General features: G+C 65.3%; 21 protein-coding genes. 2 read left to right on the forward strand and 19 right to left on the reverse strand.

Going from position 1 to position 14353, the window contains the following annotated elements; all coding sequences use genetic code 11:
- Positions 1-57: 57 nt before the first annotated feature.
- The 6 genes from ACW17U_RS10225 to ACW17U_RS10250 form a co-directional block, all read right to left on the reverse strand.
- Positions 58-1305, reverse strand: a complete 1248-nt coding sequence (locus ACW17U_RS10225; RefSeq protein ID WP_492052311.1) for a TCR/Tet family MFS transporter — start codon at positions 1303-1305, stop codon at positions 58-60.
- A complete protein-coding gene (locus ACW17U_RS10230; protein WP_492052312.1) occupies positions 1302-1808 on the reverse strand; it encodes an SRPBCC domain-containing protein in 507 nt (168 codons plus the stop codon). Before ACW17U_RS10230 ends, ACW17U_RS10225 begins: the two co-directional genes overlap by 4 nt.
- On the reverse strand, positions 1805-2128 hold the full coding sequence (locus ACW17U_RS10235) for an ArsR/SmtB family transcription factor (RefSeq protein ID WP_492052313.1): 324 nt from the start codon (positions 2126-2128) through the stop codon (positions 1805-1807). The genes ACW17U_RS10230 and ACW17U_RS10235 overlap by 4 nt, the downstream gene beginning before the upstream one ends.
- Complete coding sequence (locus ACW17U_RS10240) at positions 2125-2475, reverse strand: MmcQ/YjbR family DNA-binding protein (protein WP_492052314.1); 351 nt, start codon at positions 2473-2475, stop codon at positions 2125-2127. Before ACW17U_RS10240 ends, ACW17U_RS10235 begins: the two co-directional genes overlap by 4 nt.
- On the reverse strand, positions 2472-2930 hold the full coding sequence (locus ACW17U_RS10245; RefSeq protein ID WP_492052315.1) for a VOC family protein: 459 nt from the start codon (positions 2928-2930) through the stop codon (positions 2472-2474). The genes ACW17U_RS10240 and ACW17U_RS10245 overlap by 4 nt, the downstream gene beginning before the upstream one ends.
- A gap of 83 nt (positions 2931-3013) precedes the next feature.
- The gene (locus tag ACW17U_RS10250; protein WP_492052316.1) at positions 3014-4270 is read right to left on the reverse strand and encodes an alkaline phosphatase family protein; all 1257 of its coding nucleotides are present in this window, start codon (positions 4268-4270) and stop codon (positions 3014-3016) included.
- A gap of 157 nt (positions 4271-4427) precedes the next feature.
- On the opposite strand from ACW17U_RS10250, the gene ACW17U_RS10255 reads away from it, so the two are divergent.
- Together ACW17U_RS10255 and ACW17U_RS10260 are read left to right on the forward strand one after the other, a co-directional pair.
- Positions 4428-5345, forward strand: coding sequence for an ABC transporter ATP-binding protein (locus ACW17U_RS10255; RefSeq protein ID WP_492052317.1), 918 nt, complete (start codon positions 4428-4430; stop codon positions 5343-5345).
- On the forward strand, positions 5345-6163 hold the full coding sequence (locus ACW17U_RS10260) for an ABC transporter permease (protein WP_492052318.1): 819 nt from the start codon (positions 5345-5347) through the stop codon (positions 6161-6163). The genes ACW17U_RS10255 and ACW17U_RS10260 overlap by 1 nt, the downstream gene beginning before the upstream one ends.
- A 10-nt stretch (positions 6164-6173) precedes the next feature.
- On the opposite strand, the gene ACW17U_RS10265 is transcribed toward ACW17U_RS10260, so the two are convergent.
- The 13 genes from ACW17U_RS10265 to rpsH all read right to left on the reverse strand — a co-directional run bounded on the left by ACW17U_RS10265 (position 6174) and on the right by rpsH (position 14349).
- The gene (locus ACW17U_RS10265) at positions 6174-6599 is read right to left on the reverse strand and encodes a hypothetical protein (RefSeq protein ID WP_492052319.1); all 426 of its coding nucleotides are present in this window, start codon (positions 6597-6599) and stop codon (positions 6174-6176) included.
- A 126-nt stretch (positions 6600-6725) separates the two neighbouring features.
- Positions 6726-7139, reverse strand: a complete 414-nt coding sequence (gene rplQ / locus ACW17U_RS10270) for a 50S ribosomal protein L17 (protein ID WP_062145570.1) — start codon at positions 7137-7139, stop codon at positions 6726-6728.
- A gap of 191 nt (positions 7140-7330) precedes the next feature.
- Complete coding sequence (locus ACW17U_RS10275; RefSeq protein WP_062145568.1) at positions 7331-8347, reverse strand: DNA-directed RNA polymerase subunit alpha; 1017 nt, start codon at positions 8345-8347, stop codon at positions 7331-7333.
- Between the two features lie 75 nt (positions 8348-8422).
- Entirely contained in the window at positions 8423-8812 is a 390-nt protein-coding gene (gene rpsK / locus ACW17U_RS10280; protein WP_062145566.1) for a 30S ribosomal protein S11, read from the reverse strand.
- A gap of 12 nt (positions 8813-8824) precedes the next feature.
- Positions 8825-9193 carry a 30S ribosomal protein S13 gene (gene rpsM, locus ACW17U_RS10285; RefSeq protein ID WP_062145564.1) on the reverse strand — a complete coding sequence of 123 codons (369 nt, stop codon included), beginning with the start codon at positions 9191-9193 and terminating at the stop codon, positions 8825-8827.
- Positions 9194-9366: 173 nt separating this feature from the next.
- Positions 9367-9936 carry an adenylate kinase gene (locus ACW17U_RS10290; protein WP_062145562.1) on the reverse strand — a complete coding sequence of 190 codons (570 nt, stop codon included), beginning with the start codon at positions 9934-9936 and terminating at the stop codon, positions 9367-9369.
- Positions 9937-10055: 119 nt separating this feature from the next.
- Complete coding sequence (gene secY, locus ACW17U_RS10295; RefSeq protein WP_062145560.1) at positions 10056-11411, reverse strand: preprotein translocase subunit SecY; 1356 nt, start codon at positions 11409-11411, stop codon at positions 10056-10058.
- Positions 11412-11595: 184 nt separating this feature from the next.
- Positions 11596-12087 (reverse strand): 50S ribosomal protein L15, encoded by a 492-nt coding sequence (gene rplO, locus ACW17U_RS10300; protein ID WP_492052320.1) that lies wholly within the window; start codon positions 12085-12087, stop codon positions 11596-11598.
- A 149-nt stretch (positions 12088-12236) separates the two neighbouring features.
- Positions 12237-12422: a 50S ribosomal protein L30 gene (gene rpmD / locus ACW17U_RS10305; protein ID WP_062145556.1), complete on the reverse strand. Its 186-nt coding sequence runs from the start codon at positions 12420-12422 to the stop codon at positions 12237-12239.
- Between the two features lie 3 nt (positions 12423-12425).
- Positions 12426-13031 carry a 30S ribosomal protein S5 gene (rpsE, locus tag ACW17U_RS10310; RefSeq protein WP_062145554.1) on the reverse strand — a complete coding sequence of 202 codons (606 nt, stop codon included), beginning with the start codon at positions 13029-13031 and terminating at the stop codon, positions 12426-12428.
- A 10-nt stretch (positions 13032-13041) separates the two neighbouring features.
- Entirely contained in the window at positions 13042-13395 is a 354-nt protein-coding gene (gene rplR, locus ACW17U_RS10315; protein WP_062145552.1) for a 50S ribosomal protein L18, read from the reverse strand.
- Positions 13396-13398: 3 nt separating this feature from the next.
- Positions 13399-13932, reverse strand: a complete 534-nt coding sequence (rplF, locus tag ACW17U_RS10320; RefSeq protein WP_492052321.1) for a 50S ribosomal protein L6 — start codon at positions 13930-13932, stop codon at positions 13399-13401.
- Between the two features lie 18 nt (positions 13933-13950).
- Complete coding sequence (gene rpsH / locus ACW17U_RS10325) at positions 13951-14349, reverse strand: 30S ribosomal protein S8 (RefSeq protein WP_062145548.1); 399 nt, start codon at positions 14347-14349, stop codon at positions 13951-13953.
- Positions 14350-14353: the final 4 nt, after the last annotated feature.

The following is a 14353-nucleotide window of genomic DNA, read 5'->3' on the forward strand; positions in this document are numbered from 1 at the left end:
CAGCCGAGCTTTCGGGCGCATTGATGGCCGCGCCGTGTCCGTTCCGGCCACGGGCGGTCAGGCCGGGCGGGCCTCGCCTGAGATAGGATGGGCGAAACGGAACGCCAGTCCTGCACCCGCCAGCATCAGCACGGCCGCGATCAGGACAGGAAGGCCCGGCATGTGCAGGGTCGCATCGTGCCGGACCGCCCAGGCGAACGGGGCCAGGTACAGGGTCGGACCGATAATCGAGGTGATGCCCAGCATGGCCGAATTGGCCCCCTGCAGCTGGCCCTGTTCCTGCGCCGAGACGCGACGGGTCATCAGTCCCTGCAGCCCGGGCTGGATCAGGCCGGAGAAGGCGAAGATCGGCAGGCCGCAAAGATAGACCCAGCTGGTCGGGGCCAGGCCATAGATCAGGAAGCCGACGAAGCCGCAGAGCAGGCCGATCAGCAGAGCGCCGCGCTCGCCCACCGCCTTGACGATCCGGCCGACCAGAAAGGCCTGCAGCAGGATGCCGGCAATGCCGCTGGCCATCAGGGTCAGGCCGATCACCTGCGGCGACCACTGAAAACGGAAGCCCATATAGAGCACGAACACCGATGGCAGGACGTTGTGGGCCAGCTGGAACAGGAAGCCGACCCCGGCCAGGCCCAGCAGGTCGGGCTTGCTCCTGAGCAGGTTCAGGGATCCGATCGGATTGGCCCTCTTCCAGTCGAACGCCTTGATCCGGCGTTCCGGCGGCAGGGATTCCGGCAGCACGAAATAGCCGTACAGCCAGTTGCACAGGGCCAGGGCCGCGCAGACCAGGAACGGCAGGCGATGGTCGAACTGCCACAGAAAGCCGCCGAGGGCCGGACCGAAGGTAAAGCCGACCCCGAAGGCCGCGCCCATCAGGCCAAAGCCCTTGGCGCGATTTTCCGGCGTGGTGACGTCCGCCACATAGGCCCCGGCGGTCGAGAAGCTGGCCGCGGTCATGCCGTTCAGAATCCGTCCGATGAACAGCCACCAGAGGTTCGGCGCGAGGGCCATGAACAGGAAGTCCACGCCGAGGCCGAAGATCGAGGTCAGGATCACCGGACGGCGGCCGAACCGGTCGGACAGCAGGCCCAGGACCGGCGCGCAGATGAACTGCATCACGCCCCAGGTGGTGGCGAACAGCACATTCCAGACCGCAGCATCGGCCGTGTCGCCGCCATTGAACCGCTTCACCAGCTCCGGCAGGACCGGGATCATCACGCCCAGGGACAGCACATCCATCACGGCCGTGACGAAGATAAAGCCCAGGGCCGCCTGTCGGCGACCTCCTGAAATGGCCTGATTCATGATGCGTTCTCCCCTGCCGGCCCTTGTTGCCGGTCCAGGGCGACCACGGCAAGGCCCTGCAGCAGATCGCGCCACCATTCGCCATGCCGCCGCAGAAACAGGCCGTCCGGAAACCTGTGGCGCGCCACATGCTCAGCCGGCACGCTCTCCCAGCCCCGGTGCTCGACCGTCACCCGGGTGCCGTCCTCGACCGCCTCGAAGCGGACCTCGACCTCGGTGTCCATGTCCGGCGCGAAGGTCGCCTGGCGCCAGCCGACGACAAGGCGCTGACCGGGTTCCCAGACCCGCACCCTGCCGACCTCGAACACCTTGCCGGAGGCCAGACGCTCCACCAGGCGCAGACCGCCCTCGCCGTCCTCGAAGGCCATCACCCCGGGCGACCTCGGCGTGAAAGTGAACAGCGTATTGGGCCGCCACCAGGTGGCGATCTCCCGGGTGAAGGCCTCGAACACCCGGATCGGCGGGGCCTTGATGCGCAGGGCGACAACAACGCGCGAGCTCATTCGCCCTCCACATGGGCCTTGAGCGCCGTCAGCTGGTCAACCCAATGGGTCTCGGCGATCTCGAGCCAGGCCTTCAACTCGTCCATGGGACCGGGTCGCAGATGATAGACACGCACCCGGGCGTCGAAGGCAGGATGGCTTTCCTCGACGAGGCCTGACAGTCGCAGGGCCCGCAGGTGCCGGCTCATGGCCGGCGGGGTCAGGCCGATCGCCTCGGCCAGTTCCCCCGCCCGATGCGGTCGTTGCCGCAGCAGATCGACGACCCGGCGACGGTGCGGATCGGCGAGAGCGCTCAGGGTGCGATCGATGGAGGCGGTCACGCGGCCCCATGGACGGCATCGTACGCCTTCAACTGGGTCTTCGAGGCGACACCACGCCAGGCGGCGGTCAGGGCACCGGTCGCCGTCGGCGCGTCACAGGCAGCCAGGCACAGCAAGGTCGCCCCCTTGGCACCCCACCCGCCCTTGACGGGCTGAAAGATCGCGGGCTCGGCCGCCACCAGCATGTCCTGCCGGTCAGGCGTCAGCTTGACCATGCCATAGGCGGCATCGGGATAGCCCAGGGTCGCGAAGATGCGTCCGGCCCGGAAATCGACCGTGCCCATGTGCGCGCTTTCGATCGCGCCCGGCAGCGACAGGGCGATGCGGCGAAAATCGTCCTCGGTCACCCTTGCCCCGTGATCTTCAGGCCCGTGCGGCGTTCCATCTCCTCGACCGACACGGTCTCGACGTTTCGCGCCACCGTCCAGATGTGCCCTTCGGGGTCTTTGCAGCGATAGGTGCGGTCCCCATAGAACTGGGTCTCGGGCTCGACGATGATGTCAGCGCCCGCCGCCCGGGCCCGCGCACAATGGGCGTCGAGATCGCCCTCGCTCAGCTGGATGTGCACCGTCTGGGTGTTCTTGCCACCCAGCGAAGCCGGGCTCTTGTGGTCGTCGCTCCACTCGTTGCCGATCATCACGGCGGCATTGCCGAAGCGCATTTCCGAATGGCCGAGATTGCCCTCGGCATCCTCGACCAGAAAGACCAGTTCGAAGCCGAAGGCGTTTTCCAGCCAGGCGAGCGCCGCCCTGGGATCGCGGTAACAGACCGCCGGGATGAGGTTGGGACGCCCGTCAGCCATGTTGCCGCTCCTGTCGGATATCGACAATATTTAACTCATATAGAAACTAACTTCGCAAGGGGGGAGGCGCTTGTCGGCGGACCCTAGCGCAGCGCCTGCCCTACGACCTTCAGACTGCCGTCGCCCTTCTCCGGCTTGACGCCAGAGACCCGGGCCAGCAGCGGATAGACATCGACATTGTCGAAATCCGGCAGCTTCACCCCGGGCCTGAAGGATGGGCCCCGAGCGATGAACATCGCCCGCATGGCCGGGTCATAGGGGTCGAAGCCATGCTGCCCCCCGTCGCGCAGGTCCCATTTGCCGGGCTTTTCCATCATCTTGCGGGTGGTGACGTACCAGCCGGTTTCCGACAGGCAGACAATGGCCGGCACGCGCGGATTACGCCCGTAGTGATAGCGCTCGGGGATCTGCCCCTTCTTCCAGCAGGTCAGATGCGGCAGTGGCTTGAGCAGGGCCGCCTCGACCTCGGCCTCATGGCCCGGCAGCGGCGTCAGGCCGACGACCGCGCCGGTGGAGACCAGCTTGAGCTTGGAGAGATCGACGACATCATCCAGGGGCCAGCGCTGGCTGGGCGGAACTGCGGCCATGCCATGGTCGGCGACCAGCACGATGTCGGTCGTCTCCAGCCGGCCCCGCGCCTTCAGGCCGGCCACCAGCCGCGCCACGGCCTGGTCGACCTCGACGGTAGCCGCCCGCCGTTCGGGCGAGTCCGGACCATAATGATGGCCCTCGGTGTCGACGACGTCGAAATAGAGGGTGGCGAACCGCAGCTCCGGCCCCTTGGGATCATCCAGCCAGGCGAGCAGGGTATCGACCCGGTCATTGGACGGCAGGGCCTGGTTGAAGGTCATCCAGCGCGAGGGGCGAACGCCGGCAATGTCGGCTTCCGAGCCGGGCCAGAACATGGCCCCAGCCTTCATCCCCTGCTGCTCGACCGAGACCCAGAACGGCAGGGCCTGGTTCCACCAGCGCGGGTCCTGTACGGCGGCGGCGTTCGACATGGAGAAGCGCACGCCCGGAATGGCCGGGTCCTCCATGACATTGTTGACGATGCCATTGCGGTCGGGCCGCTTGCCGGTGATCAGGGTGTAGTGGTTGGGAAAGGTCAGGGTCGGAAACGAGGGACGCATGCCGCCCTGTGCGCCTTCGGCCGCCAGGGCATCGAGGGCCGGCGTGTCGCCGCGGCCCAGATAGTCGGCGCGGAAACCATCGCTCGAGATCAGGATCGTCAGCCGACTTTGGGTGCCCCTGCCCTCGCCGCCGATGCTGCCGCCGAGGGATGCGCAGGCCGACAGCAGCAGCACGGCGCCGAGGGCCGCAAGGCGATACAGGCTCTTCATCACACACCCCATCCCATGTTCATTTGGCGTCGATGCCATCCCCAGGTCTCGCCCGTGTGACAGCCGCGTATGACCGCGACTTAACTTGGCGGACGCAGACCGCACGCCCATAGTTACCCCATTGGCAGGATTCTCCTGACCTGGATGTCGCGCGCGCATGAGCATCGCCCTTGAGGCCACCGGCCTTACCAAGACCTATGGAGCCGTTCGGGCGCTCGACGACTTCTCGATCGCCATTCCCGTAGGCGGCGTATTTGGCGTGCTGGGCCCCAACGGGGCCGGCAAGAGCACCCTGTTCCGCATCGCGCTGGGCCTCGTCAGGCCCACCAGCGGGACCGCACGGCTGTTCGGGGCCCCCGCAGGTGACCTCGCCGCCCTGCGCCGCGTCGGAGCCATGATCGAGACCCCGCGCTATCCGCCCTATCTGACCGCCCGGGAAACCCTGCAGATGCTGGCCCTGGAAAGCGGTTTCCAGAACCCCGATATCCCCGCATGGCTAGAGCGGGTCAGTCTGACCCATGCCGCCGATCGCGCCACCAGCGGCTTCTCGGTCGGCATGAAGCAGCGTCTGGGTCTGGCGGCGGCCTTCCTGACCAGGCCCGAACTGGTCATCCTGGACGAGCCGACCAGCGGCATGGACCCGGCCGGCATCCAGGAGATCCGCGCCCTGATCGTCGATCTGGCAAAACGCGAGGGCGTGACGGTCATCCTGGCCAGCCACCAACTTGACGAGGTCAAGCGCGTCTGTGATCGCGTCGCCATCCTCTCGCACGGCAAGGTCGTGGCAGAGGGCCGCGTCGATGACCTCACCGCCGGCGAAGCCCGCCTGCGCCTGACCCTGGCCTCTCCCCTCGCCCCGGTCCTGGCAGTGCTGGGTGATCGCGGCGAGGCCGATGGACCCGACGCCGTCCTGGCCGACATTCCGCGCCCCGAGGCGCCGGCCGTGATCCGCGCCCTGGTCGAGGCCGGCGCCGAAATCGTCGAGGCCCGCTGGCGCGAGGTCGACCTTGAAGGTGTCTATCTGAAATCGCTGGGCCAAGTGCCGACGGCCGCCACCCCGGAAGGAGCCGCCTGATGCTGGTCGACGCCATCGCCGCCGAACGCTTCCGCCTGCTACGGGATCGCTCCGCCCTGTTCTGGGGCTTCTGTTTTGCGCCCCTGGTCGGCTTCGCCCTCGCCATCGGCGGCGACCTGTTCGTGCGCCATGTGATCAAGCGCCCGTTCCCCGGCGCGACGATCGATCTGGCCGCCCAGGTCATCAAGGCCCTCGGCTCCGGGGCCTCGACCATGGCCGCCCTGTTTCTGATGATCGGTGCGGCCTCGATCCTGGCCGGCGACTATCGCTGGGAAACCTGGCGACTGCGCACGCCGCGCAACAGCCGCTTCAACCTGCTGGCCGCCAAGCTGATCGTGATCGCCGAAGCGGTCCTGTGGAACCTTGTCCTGACGGTTCTGCTGACCCTGCTGGCGGCGGTGATCGGTGCGGGGATCAACAGCAAGGCCATTGTCGCCTCGTCCCTCGGCCTGGCCGAAATCGCTGGTGTCTTCGTGGTCACCTGGCTGGAAGCCATGTGCCTGGCGGCGCTCGCGGCCTGTGTGGCGGTGGTCGCGCGCTCGCCCATGGCCGCCGTCGTGGTCTGTCTGGTCGTGCGCTTCGTGCAGTCGGTTTTGGCTGGAACACTGGGAGCGATGAACCCCGAGCCGAACTGGAAGGTCCTGGCCATTCCTGCCTATGACGCCGATCTGCTGCGCGCCTTCGCGGCGGCCCCGAACCATGCCGGCATGGACAGCGGAGCCGTCGGCTGGGCCTTCCTGGCCCTGCTCGCCTGGACCCTGGCCCTGATGGCCGCTGCCATCGCCCTGTTCCAGCGCCAGGACCTGACGCGGGAATAGGAGCCGGGCATCAGTCGCCCGACGCCACGGCCTCAGCGGCGGCAGGACGCACGCCCCACAGGCGCGGTGCGCTCCAGCCGGCGATGAAGGGCGTCACGACGCCGATGACCGCCACCCAGAGCGGATGCGGGATCATGGTGACGCTCATCACCACGCCCAGCAGATTGAAAGCCGGCCCGACCCAGGCGGCCCAGGTCCTGCGGGCAATCAGGAAGCCCGCCGCCGCACTGCCGAACGCCCCCACGGCCCAGCCAACCACCAGTCCGGCCAGGGCCAGGGGCGGCATGGACTGGGCGAAGGTCTTCAACTGAGCCGGATCATTGAGGTCCAGGCCCGGCGGCGGCGGAAAGCCGGCCTTCAGGACCATCTCGCAAAGGGTGACGAGGATGATATTGGCGGCGATCGCCCCCAGGACAGCAAGGATGGCACGCAACATGGATAGTTCCCCCGGCTTGTGTTCCGGAAGAGTGGTTCAGGGCGGCGCGGCTGTCCACTCCGGGCCCAGAAACGACAAAGGGCCCCGGATCGCTCCGGGGCCCTTCGTTTCAGCCGGGGCTGAGATTTAGTCTTCGGCCTGGGCCGAGTAGTCCGGACCCGAGTCCTTGCCCTTGGCCGAGACGTCGCGGTCGACGAACTCGATCACGGCAAGCGGGGCGTTGTCGCCATAGCGGAAGCCGGCCTTCAGGACGCGGATATAGCCGCCCTGACGGTCCTTGTAGCGGGGACCGATGGTGGCGAACAGCTTGCCGACCTGCTCGACGTCGCGGACGGTCGAGATGGCCTGACGACGGGCGTGCAGGTCGCCGCGCTTGGCCAGGGTGACCAGCTTTTCGACGAAGGGACGCAGTTCCTTGGCCTTGGGCAGGGTGGTGACGATCTGCTCGTGCTTGATCAGCGAGGCCGACATGTTGGCGAACATGGCGGTGCGGTGAGCCGAGGTGCGGCCGAGCTTACGGTGAGCTTTACCGTGACGCATTGTAGTGTCTCCTGGGCCTTGGCCCGCAGTGGCGCGATCTAGCGCTGATTGTCACCCATCCCAGCCTGTTCCCGGCCGGGTCAGAACGAAGCGCCGGGGCCCTCCACCGCAGGTGCGGCTTCAAAAGGCCCAGGCCGCCCGCCAGTCCCGAGGGGTGGCGAGCGGCCCGGATCGAGCGCGATACGCTAATCTTAGATCTGGTCTTCGAACTTCTTGGCCAGGTCTTCGATGTTTTCGGGCGGCCAGTTCGGCACGTCCATGCCCAGGTGCAGCGCCATGCCAGCCAGCACTTCCTTGATTTCGTTCAAGGACTTGCGGCCGAAGTTCGGCGTGCGCAGCATCTCGGCTTCGGTCTTCTGGATCAGATCGCCGATGTAGACGATGTTGTCGTTCTTCAGGCAGTTGGCCGAACGAACCGACAGTTCCAGCTCATCGACCTTCTTCAGGAGCGCCGGGTTGAACGGCAGCTCAGGCTTGGCCTCGTCGGCCGACTTGGCCTTGGGCTCTTCGAAGGTGATGAAGATCTGCAGTTGGTCTTGCAGGATCCGGGCGGCATAGGCCACGGCGTCCACCGGCGTAACAGCGCCGTTGGTTTCGACTTCCAGGATCAGCTTGTCATAGTCGAGCGACTGGCCTTGACGCGTCGGTTCGACGCGATAGGCGACGCGCTTGACCGGCGAGTACAGGGCGTCGACGGCGATCAGGCCGATCGGCGCGTCTTCCGGACGGTTCTTGTCGGCCGGGACATAACCCTTGCCAGTGTTGACCGTGAACTCCATGCGCACGGTGGCACCGTCGTCCAGCGTGCAGAGCACGTGGTCGGGGTTCAGGATCTCGATATCCGAAGGCGTTTCGATCTGGCCAGCGGTCACCGGGCCGGGGCCGGTGGCGCGGAGCGTCATGCGCTTCGGGCCCTCGGCGTGCATGCGCACGGCCAGTTGCTTGATGTTCAGAACGATGTCGACGACGTCTTCGCGGACGCCCTCGAGCGAGGAGAATTCGTGGACAACGCCATCAATCTGGATGGCGGTAACGGCGGCGCCCTGAAGCGACGAGAGCAGAACGCGGCGGAGCGCGTTGCCGAGCGTCACGCCAAAGCCGCGCTCGAGCGGCTCAGCCACGATGCGCGCCTTGCGGGTCGCGTCGGCGCCAGTCTCGATTTGCGGCTTCTCAGGACGGATCAGCTCGTTCCAGTTTCTTTCGATCACGTGGTCGATCCCTTGAACGCGGCTCGCCGGCCGCGTTTTGCGCAGCCGGCGAAGGAGAATTGAGTCTAAAAAGTACTAGACGCGACGACGCTTGGGCGGACGGCAGCCGTTGTGCGGGATCGGCGTGACGTCGCGGATGGTCGTGATGGTCATGCCAGCGGCCTGGAGGGCGCGCAGGGCCGATTCACGGCCCGAACCCGGACCCGACACGTTGACCTCGAGGGTCTTCACGCCGTGCTCGGCAGCCTTCTTGCCCGCGTCTTCCGCAGCCATCTGGGCAGCATAAGGGGTCGACTTGCGCGAACCCTTGAAGCCCATCATGCCGGCGCTCGACCAGGAAATCGTATTTCCCTGAGCGTCGGTGATGGTGATCATGGTGTTGTTGAACGAGGCGTTCACGTGCGCCACGCCCGAGGTGATGTTCTTGCGTTCGCGCTTTTTAACGCGACCCGTTTCCTTGGCCATCGTCAGGCTACCTTATTTCTTCTTGCCGGCGATCGGCTTGGCCGGACCCTTGCGGGTGCGGGCGTTCGTGTGCGTGCGCTGACCGCGGACCGGCAGGCCCTTACGGTGACGCAGGCCGCGATAGCAGGCCAGGTCCATCAGGCGCTTGATGTTCATCGAGTTTTCGCGGCGCAGGTCGCCTTCGACGGTGAAGTCCTTGTCGATCGTTTCACGGATCTGCAGGACCTCGGCGTCGGTCAGCTGGTTGACGCGGCGGGTATCGTCGATGCCCACCTTCGTGACGATGTCACGAGCGGACTTCTGGCCGATGCCATGAATGTACTGAAGCGCGATCAAAACGCGCTTGTTCGTCGGGATGTTGACGCCTGCGATACGGGCCACGTCTAATGTTCTCCTAGTCACGCACTAAAGACGCGAACGGCGCGCCCGGCCCGGTCTTTCGACCCAGTCCGGCGCGCACAGATCGCGCCCTTTCGCGGAAGCGCCCCGTTATAGGGATCGTTGCGCCGCCGTCAATGGTTGAATCCGCCGAAAATCAACGAATTGAAAATGTCTTACGCCACACCCGAAAGGGCAGCGTCGATAGAGGCAGCGACCGTTTCCACGTCCGCCATGCCGTCCAGCTCCTTAAGCTTCCCCTGCCCCTCGTAGTAGGGCAGCAGAGGCGCGGTCTGGGCGTTGTAAGCCGCCAGGCGGGTCACGAAGACATCGGGATTGTCGTCCGGGCGACCCTGTTCGGCGAATCGTTTCGAGATCCGCTCCACCAGGGAGGGCTCGTCTACCTTGAGTCGGAGGACGAGGTCGATCTTCTGGCCGCGAGCGGCCAGCATTTTGTCCAGAGCCTCTGCCTGGGCCACCGTCCGGGGGAAGCCATCAAAGATCGCGCCACCGGCCGCTTCGGCCTCGGGCAGGCGATCTTCAATCAGGGCAATGACGATTTCGTCGGTCACCAGTTCGCCCCGGTCGAGCACGCCCTTGACCCGGGCCCCAAGCTCGGAGCCCGAGGCGATCGCTGCACGAAGCATGTCACCCGTTGAAAGCTGAACCATGCCACGCTCGGTGACGAGCCGCTTGGCCTGGGTCCCCTTCCCCGCCGCCGGCGGTCCGAACAGGATCAAGTTCATGAATGTCCCTTCGCGCGTCGCCGGGTCTTCGCCCGGTCACCCTCCCCGCAGACCTAGAGCGCGGGCGGAAAAAACGGAAGCCGGTTTTGTCACAAACCGGCTTCCAGAAGGCTGAAATCCTAGCGGCCCTTGCTGCCGCGGAGTTTCGATTTCTTGATCAGACCCTCGTACTGGTGCGCCAGCAACTGGGACTGGATCTGAGCGACCGTATCCATGGTCACGGTCACGACGATCAGGACGGAGGTGCCCCCGAGGGCGAACTGGGTCGCCCCCAGCCCCGCCATCATGATCTCCGGCATGATACAGACTGCCGTGATGTAGGCCGCGCCGATCACGGTCAGGCGGGTCAGGACATAGTCCAGATATTCCGCCGTCCGCTTCCCAGGCCGGATGCCCGGCAGGAAGCCACCATACTTGCGCAGGTTCTCGGCCGTCTCTTCAGGGTTGAACACCACCGAGGTGTAGAAGAACGAGAAGAAGATGATCAGGGCGGCATAGAGGATCATGAACGCCGGCTGGCCATGCTGCAGGGCCCCAACGGTGGCCGGCAGCCAGCCAGCCCAGGGCGGCAGGTTCGCTGTCGACAGGAAGCCCATGGCCGTCGTCGGCAGCAGCAGCAGGCTGGAGGCGAAGATCGGCGGGATCACACCGGCCGTGTTGATCTTCAGCGGCATGAACGAGGTGTCGCCACCGATCATGCGATTGCCCTGCTGGCGCTTGGGATAGTGAACCAGCAGGCGGCGCTGCGAGCGCTCGATGAAGACGATCGCCCAGACAGCCGCAACCGCCAGGGCCACGATCACGAACAGCGGGACATAGTTGCCCGAGGTCTGCGACTGCACCAGCAGCTGGCCGATGCCACGCGGCAGGCCCGCCACGATACCGGCGAAGATGATCAGCGAGACGCCGTTGCCCACGCCACGGCTGGTGATCTGCTCACCCAGCCACATCAGGAACATCGTACCGCCGGTGAGGGCCACAACGGTCGAGGCTATGAAGAACGGTGCGCTGATGCCTTCGAACACCAGACCGGCCTGGCTATGCAGGCCCACGGCGATCGAGAACGACTGCACAATGGCCAGGATCACGGCCAGATAGCGCGTGTACTGGTTGAGGGTCTTGCGGCCGGCTTCGCCGCCTTCCTTCTTCAGCTTTTCCCACGGCGGGTAAACCGAGCCCATCAGCTGCACGATGATCGAGGCGCTGATATAGGGCATGACGTTCAGCGAGAAGATCGCCATCCGCTCAACGGCACCGCCCGAGAACATGTTGAACATGCCCAGGATGCCCTTCGACTGGCCGGCGAAGGCACTGGCGAAGGCGTCCGGATTGATGCCGGGGATCGGCACATAGGTGCCGAGACGGAAGACGACCAAGGCGATGATCGTGAACCAGATGCGCTTATGAAGTTCGGTCGCCTTTTGGAACGACGCGAAATTCATATTGGCTGCGAGTTGTTCGGCGGCCGAGGCCATTCAATTCCCCACGACTCTAATACTGAGCCACAAATAGGTGAGGCTCGCCGTGATGTCACGGCGAGCCTCGAAAAGAACTGTCATCCCGGCGAAACGGGCCCCGGCGCAGCGACCTTGCAGGACACCGAACCAGGCCACGGTCCCGGTCCGGCCTGACGGCCGTCCGGGATGACAGCTATATCGATCAGGCCTTGGCTTCGGCTTCGACCTTGACCTTCTTGGTCACGGTCACCGAACCACCGGCAGCTTCGACAGCCTTGATGGCCGCGTCGGTCGCCGAATAGACGGTCAGCTTCAGGGCCGACTTGATTTCGCCCTTGCCGAGCAGCTTGACGCCGTCCAGCTCGCGACGGATCACGCCGGCAGCGACCAGGTCAGCCACCGAAACCTCGGCACCGGCCTTCAGCTTGCCGGCTTCGACGGCCTGCTCGAGGCGCCACAGGTTCACTTCGGCGAAGTCCAGGCGGAAGGGATTGTTGAAGCCGCGCTTAGGCATACGCATGTGGAGCGGCATCTGGCCACCCTCGAAGCCGTTGATGGCGACGCCCGAGCGTGCCTTCTGGCCCTTCACACCGCGACCGGCGGTCTTGCCCTTGCCCGAACCCGGACCACGGCCGACGCGCATGCGGCCCTTGGTCGAACCGGGAGCCGGAGCGAGTTCATTAAGTTTGGTCATATGTGCCTCTCCTTGGAGATCTGCGCCTGGCTGAGGGCCAGACTCGGCTTTGAAAAAGGGGTTCGTCCGAAGGGCCGCCGAAGCCGCCGTTCAAACGAAAACCACCCCGGCTTTCACCGGGGTGGCGATTTCGGCGTCTCGTAGCAGACCTACTCGACGATTTCCAGCAGATGCTGGACCTTGCGGATCATGCCGCGAACCGAAGGGGTATCTTCCAGCTCGGACACGCGGCCCAGCTTGTTGAGACCCAGACCAGCCAGCGTTTCGCGCTGGATGCTGTTGCGACGGATCGGGCTGCCGGTTTGGCGAACCTTGACGGTTTTGACTTCAGCCATGTCTTAGCCCTCGATGGCGTCCGGAGCCGAAGCTCCGTCGGCGCGGCGGCCGAGAATGTCGCCAACCTTCTTGCCGCGCTTGGCGGCGATCTGGCGGGGCGACGATTGAACCTTCAGGGCCTCGAACGTGGCGCGAACCATGTTGTACGGGTTCGAAGAACCCGTCGACTTGGCCACGACGTCCTGGACGCCCAGGGTTTCGAGAACCGCACGCATCGGACCACCGGCGATGACGCCCGTGCCGGGAGGGGCAGCGCGCATCATGACCTTGCCAGCGCCCCAACGGCCGTAGCCGTCGTGGTGCAGGGTGCGCGATTCCCGGAGGGGAACGCGGACCATGGTCTTCTTGGCTTCTTCGGTCGCCTTGCGGATGGCTTCCGGCACTTCACGTGCCTTGCCATGACCGAAGCCGACGCGGCCCTTTTGGTCGCCAACGACCATCAGAGCAGCGAAGCTGAAGCGACGGCCGCCCTTAACGGTGGCGGCGACGCGGTTGATGTGAACGAGCTTTTCGACGATGTCGCTGTCGACCCGCTCTTCGGGGGCGTTGCGGTCGCGACGGTCCCGGCGAGGACCGCCTTCACCGCGCTGTTGGTCACCACGAGCCATGATGTTTCCCTTAGAAGTTGAGGCCGGCTTCGCGCGCGGCGTCAGCCAGGGCTTTCACCCGACCGTGGAAGATGTAGCCGCCGCGATCGAAAACGACGTCCTTGACGCCTTTTTCAATCGCGCGCTCGGCGACGAGCTTGCCTACCAGGGCTGCCGCGTCCTTGTCCTTGCCGCCCTTGCTTTCACCTTCGAGGGTGGAAGCGGCAGCCAGGGTCACGCCGCGTTCATCATCGATGATCTGGGCGTAAATGTTCTTGGACGAACGGAAGACCGTAAGACGCGGACGACCGTTGGACAGAGCCTTGAGGCGGGTGCGGGTGCGTTGGGCACGACGCACGGCGGATTCGCGAGGTGTGAGCGCCATGGCTTACTTCTTCTTGCCTTCCTTGCGGCGAACCTTCTCGCCGGCATAACGGACACCCTTGCCCTTGTAGGGCTCGGGCGGACGAATGCGACGGATCTTCGCGGCAATCTCGCCAACCGCCTGCTTGTCAGCGCCGGCGATCTTGATTTCGGTTTGCTTCGGAACCGCGAAGGTGACGCCGGCCGGAGCCTCGACATCCACATCGTGGCTGAAACCGAGCTGGATGGAGAGCGCAGTGCCCTTCATCGCGGCGCGGTAACCAACGCCCACCAGTTCGAGGGTTTCCTCGAAGCCGGTGGTGACGCCGTGCACCATGTTGGCGACCAGCGTGCGGGAAAGACCCCACATCGACTTGGCGCGGGTGGTTTCGTTCCGCGGGGTCAGGGTCAGCTCTTCGCTTTCGACCTTGATCTCGATTTCTTCCGGAACGGTCCAGGAGAGTTGACCCTTGGGGCCCTTGACCGAAACAGTCTGACCTTCGAGCGTCAGAGTGACGCCCTTGGGGATTGCGACGGCCTTCTTACCGATACGTGACATGCTCTTTCCCTCCCGCGCCTAGTAGACGCGGCAGAGGACTTCGCCACCGACATTAGCGTCGCGTGCGGCGGAGTCCGACATGACGCCCTTCGGCGTCGAAAGGATCGAGATGCCCAGGCCGTTCTTGATCGGCTTCAGGTCCTTGATCGACGAATAGACGCGGCGGCCCGGCTTGGACACGCGTGCGATCTCGGCGATCACGGGCTCACCGTCAAAATACTTGAGCTCGATCTCGAATTCGGGGAACGCACCGGGCTTCTCGACGAGCGAGTAGCCGCGGATGTAGCCTTCGTCGGCCAGCACGTCCAGGACGCGGGCGCGCAGCTTGGAAGCCGGCGTCGCAACCTTGGCGCGCTTGCGCGTGGCGGCGTTCTTGATACGAGCGATCAGGTCGCTCAGGGGATCGTTCATCGACATATGA

It is taken from the genome of Caulobacter sp. AVps16 (genome assembly GCF_058681455.1).

Bases quoted from the DNA above. Each gene is read 5' to 3' on its own strand.
- ACW17U_RS10225 (WP_492052311.1), bottom strand. From the start codon at position 1,305: ATGAATCAGGCCATTTCAGGAGGTCGCCGACAGGCGGCCCTGGGCTTT.
- ACW17U_RS10230 (WP_492052312.1), bottom strand. From the start codon at position 1,808: ATGAGCTCGCGCGTTGTTGTCGCCCTGCGCATCAAGGCCCCGCCGATC.
- ACW17U_RS10245 (WP_492052315.1), bottom strand. From the start codon at position 2,930: ATGGCTGACGGGCGTCCCAACCTCATCCCGGCGGTCTGTTACCGCGAT.
- ACW17U_RS10250 (WP_492052316.1), bottom strand. From the start codon at position 4,270: ATGAAGAGCCTGTATCGCCTTGCGGCCCTCGGCGCCGTGCTGCTGCTG.
- ACW17U_RS10255 (WP_492052317.1), top strand. From the start codon at position 4,428: ATGAGCATCGCCCTTGAGGCCACCGGCCTTACCAAGACCTATGGAGCC.
- ACW17U_RS10260 (WP_492052318.1), top strand. From the start codon at position 5,345: ATGCTGGTCGACGCCATCGCCGCCGAACGCTTCCGCCTGCTACGGGAT.
- ACW17U_RS10265 (WP_492052319.1), bottom strand. From the start codon at position 6,599: ATGTTGCGTGCCATCCTTGCTGTCCTGGGGGCGATCGCCGCCAATATC.
- rplQ (WP_062145570.1), bottom strand. From the start codon at position 7,139: ATGCGTCACGGTAAAGCTCACCGTAAGCTCGGCCGCACCTCGGCTCAC.
- rpsK (WP_062145566.1), bottom strand. From the start codon at position 8,812: ATGGCCAAGGAAACGGGTCGCGTTAAAAAGCGCGAACGCAAGAACATC.
- ACW17U_RS10290 (WP_062145562.1), bottom strand. From the start codon at position 9,936: ATGAACTTGATCCTGTTCGGACCGCCGGCGGCGGGGAAGGGGACCCAG.
- secY (WP_062145560.1), bottom strand. From the start codon at position 11,411: ATGGCCTCGGCCGCCGAACAACTCGCAGCCAATATGAATTTCGCGTCG.
- rplO (WP_492052320.1), bottom strand. From the start codon at position 12,087: ATGACCAAACTTAATGAACTCGCTCCGGCTCCCGGTTCGACCAAGGGC.
- rpmD (WP_062145556.1), bottom strand. From the start codon at position 12,422: ATGGCTGAAGTCAAAACCGTCAAGGTTCGCCAAACCGGCAGCCCGATC.
- rpsE (WP_062145554.1), bottom strand. From the start codon at position 13,031: ATGGCTCGTGGTGACCAACAGCGCGGTGAAGGCGGTCCTCGCCGGGAC.
- rplR (WP_062145552.1), bottom strand. From the start codon at position 13,395: ATGGCGCTCACACCTCGCGAATCCGCCGTGCGTCGTGCCCAACGCACC.
- rplF (WP_492052321.1), bottom strand. From the start codon at position 13,932: ATGTCACGTATCGGTAAGAAGGCCGTCGCAATCCCCAAGGGCGTCACT.
- rpsH (WP_062145548.1), bottom strand. From the start codon at position 14,349: ATGTCGATGAACGATCCCCTGAGCGACCTGATCGCTCGTATCAAGAAC.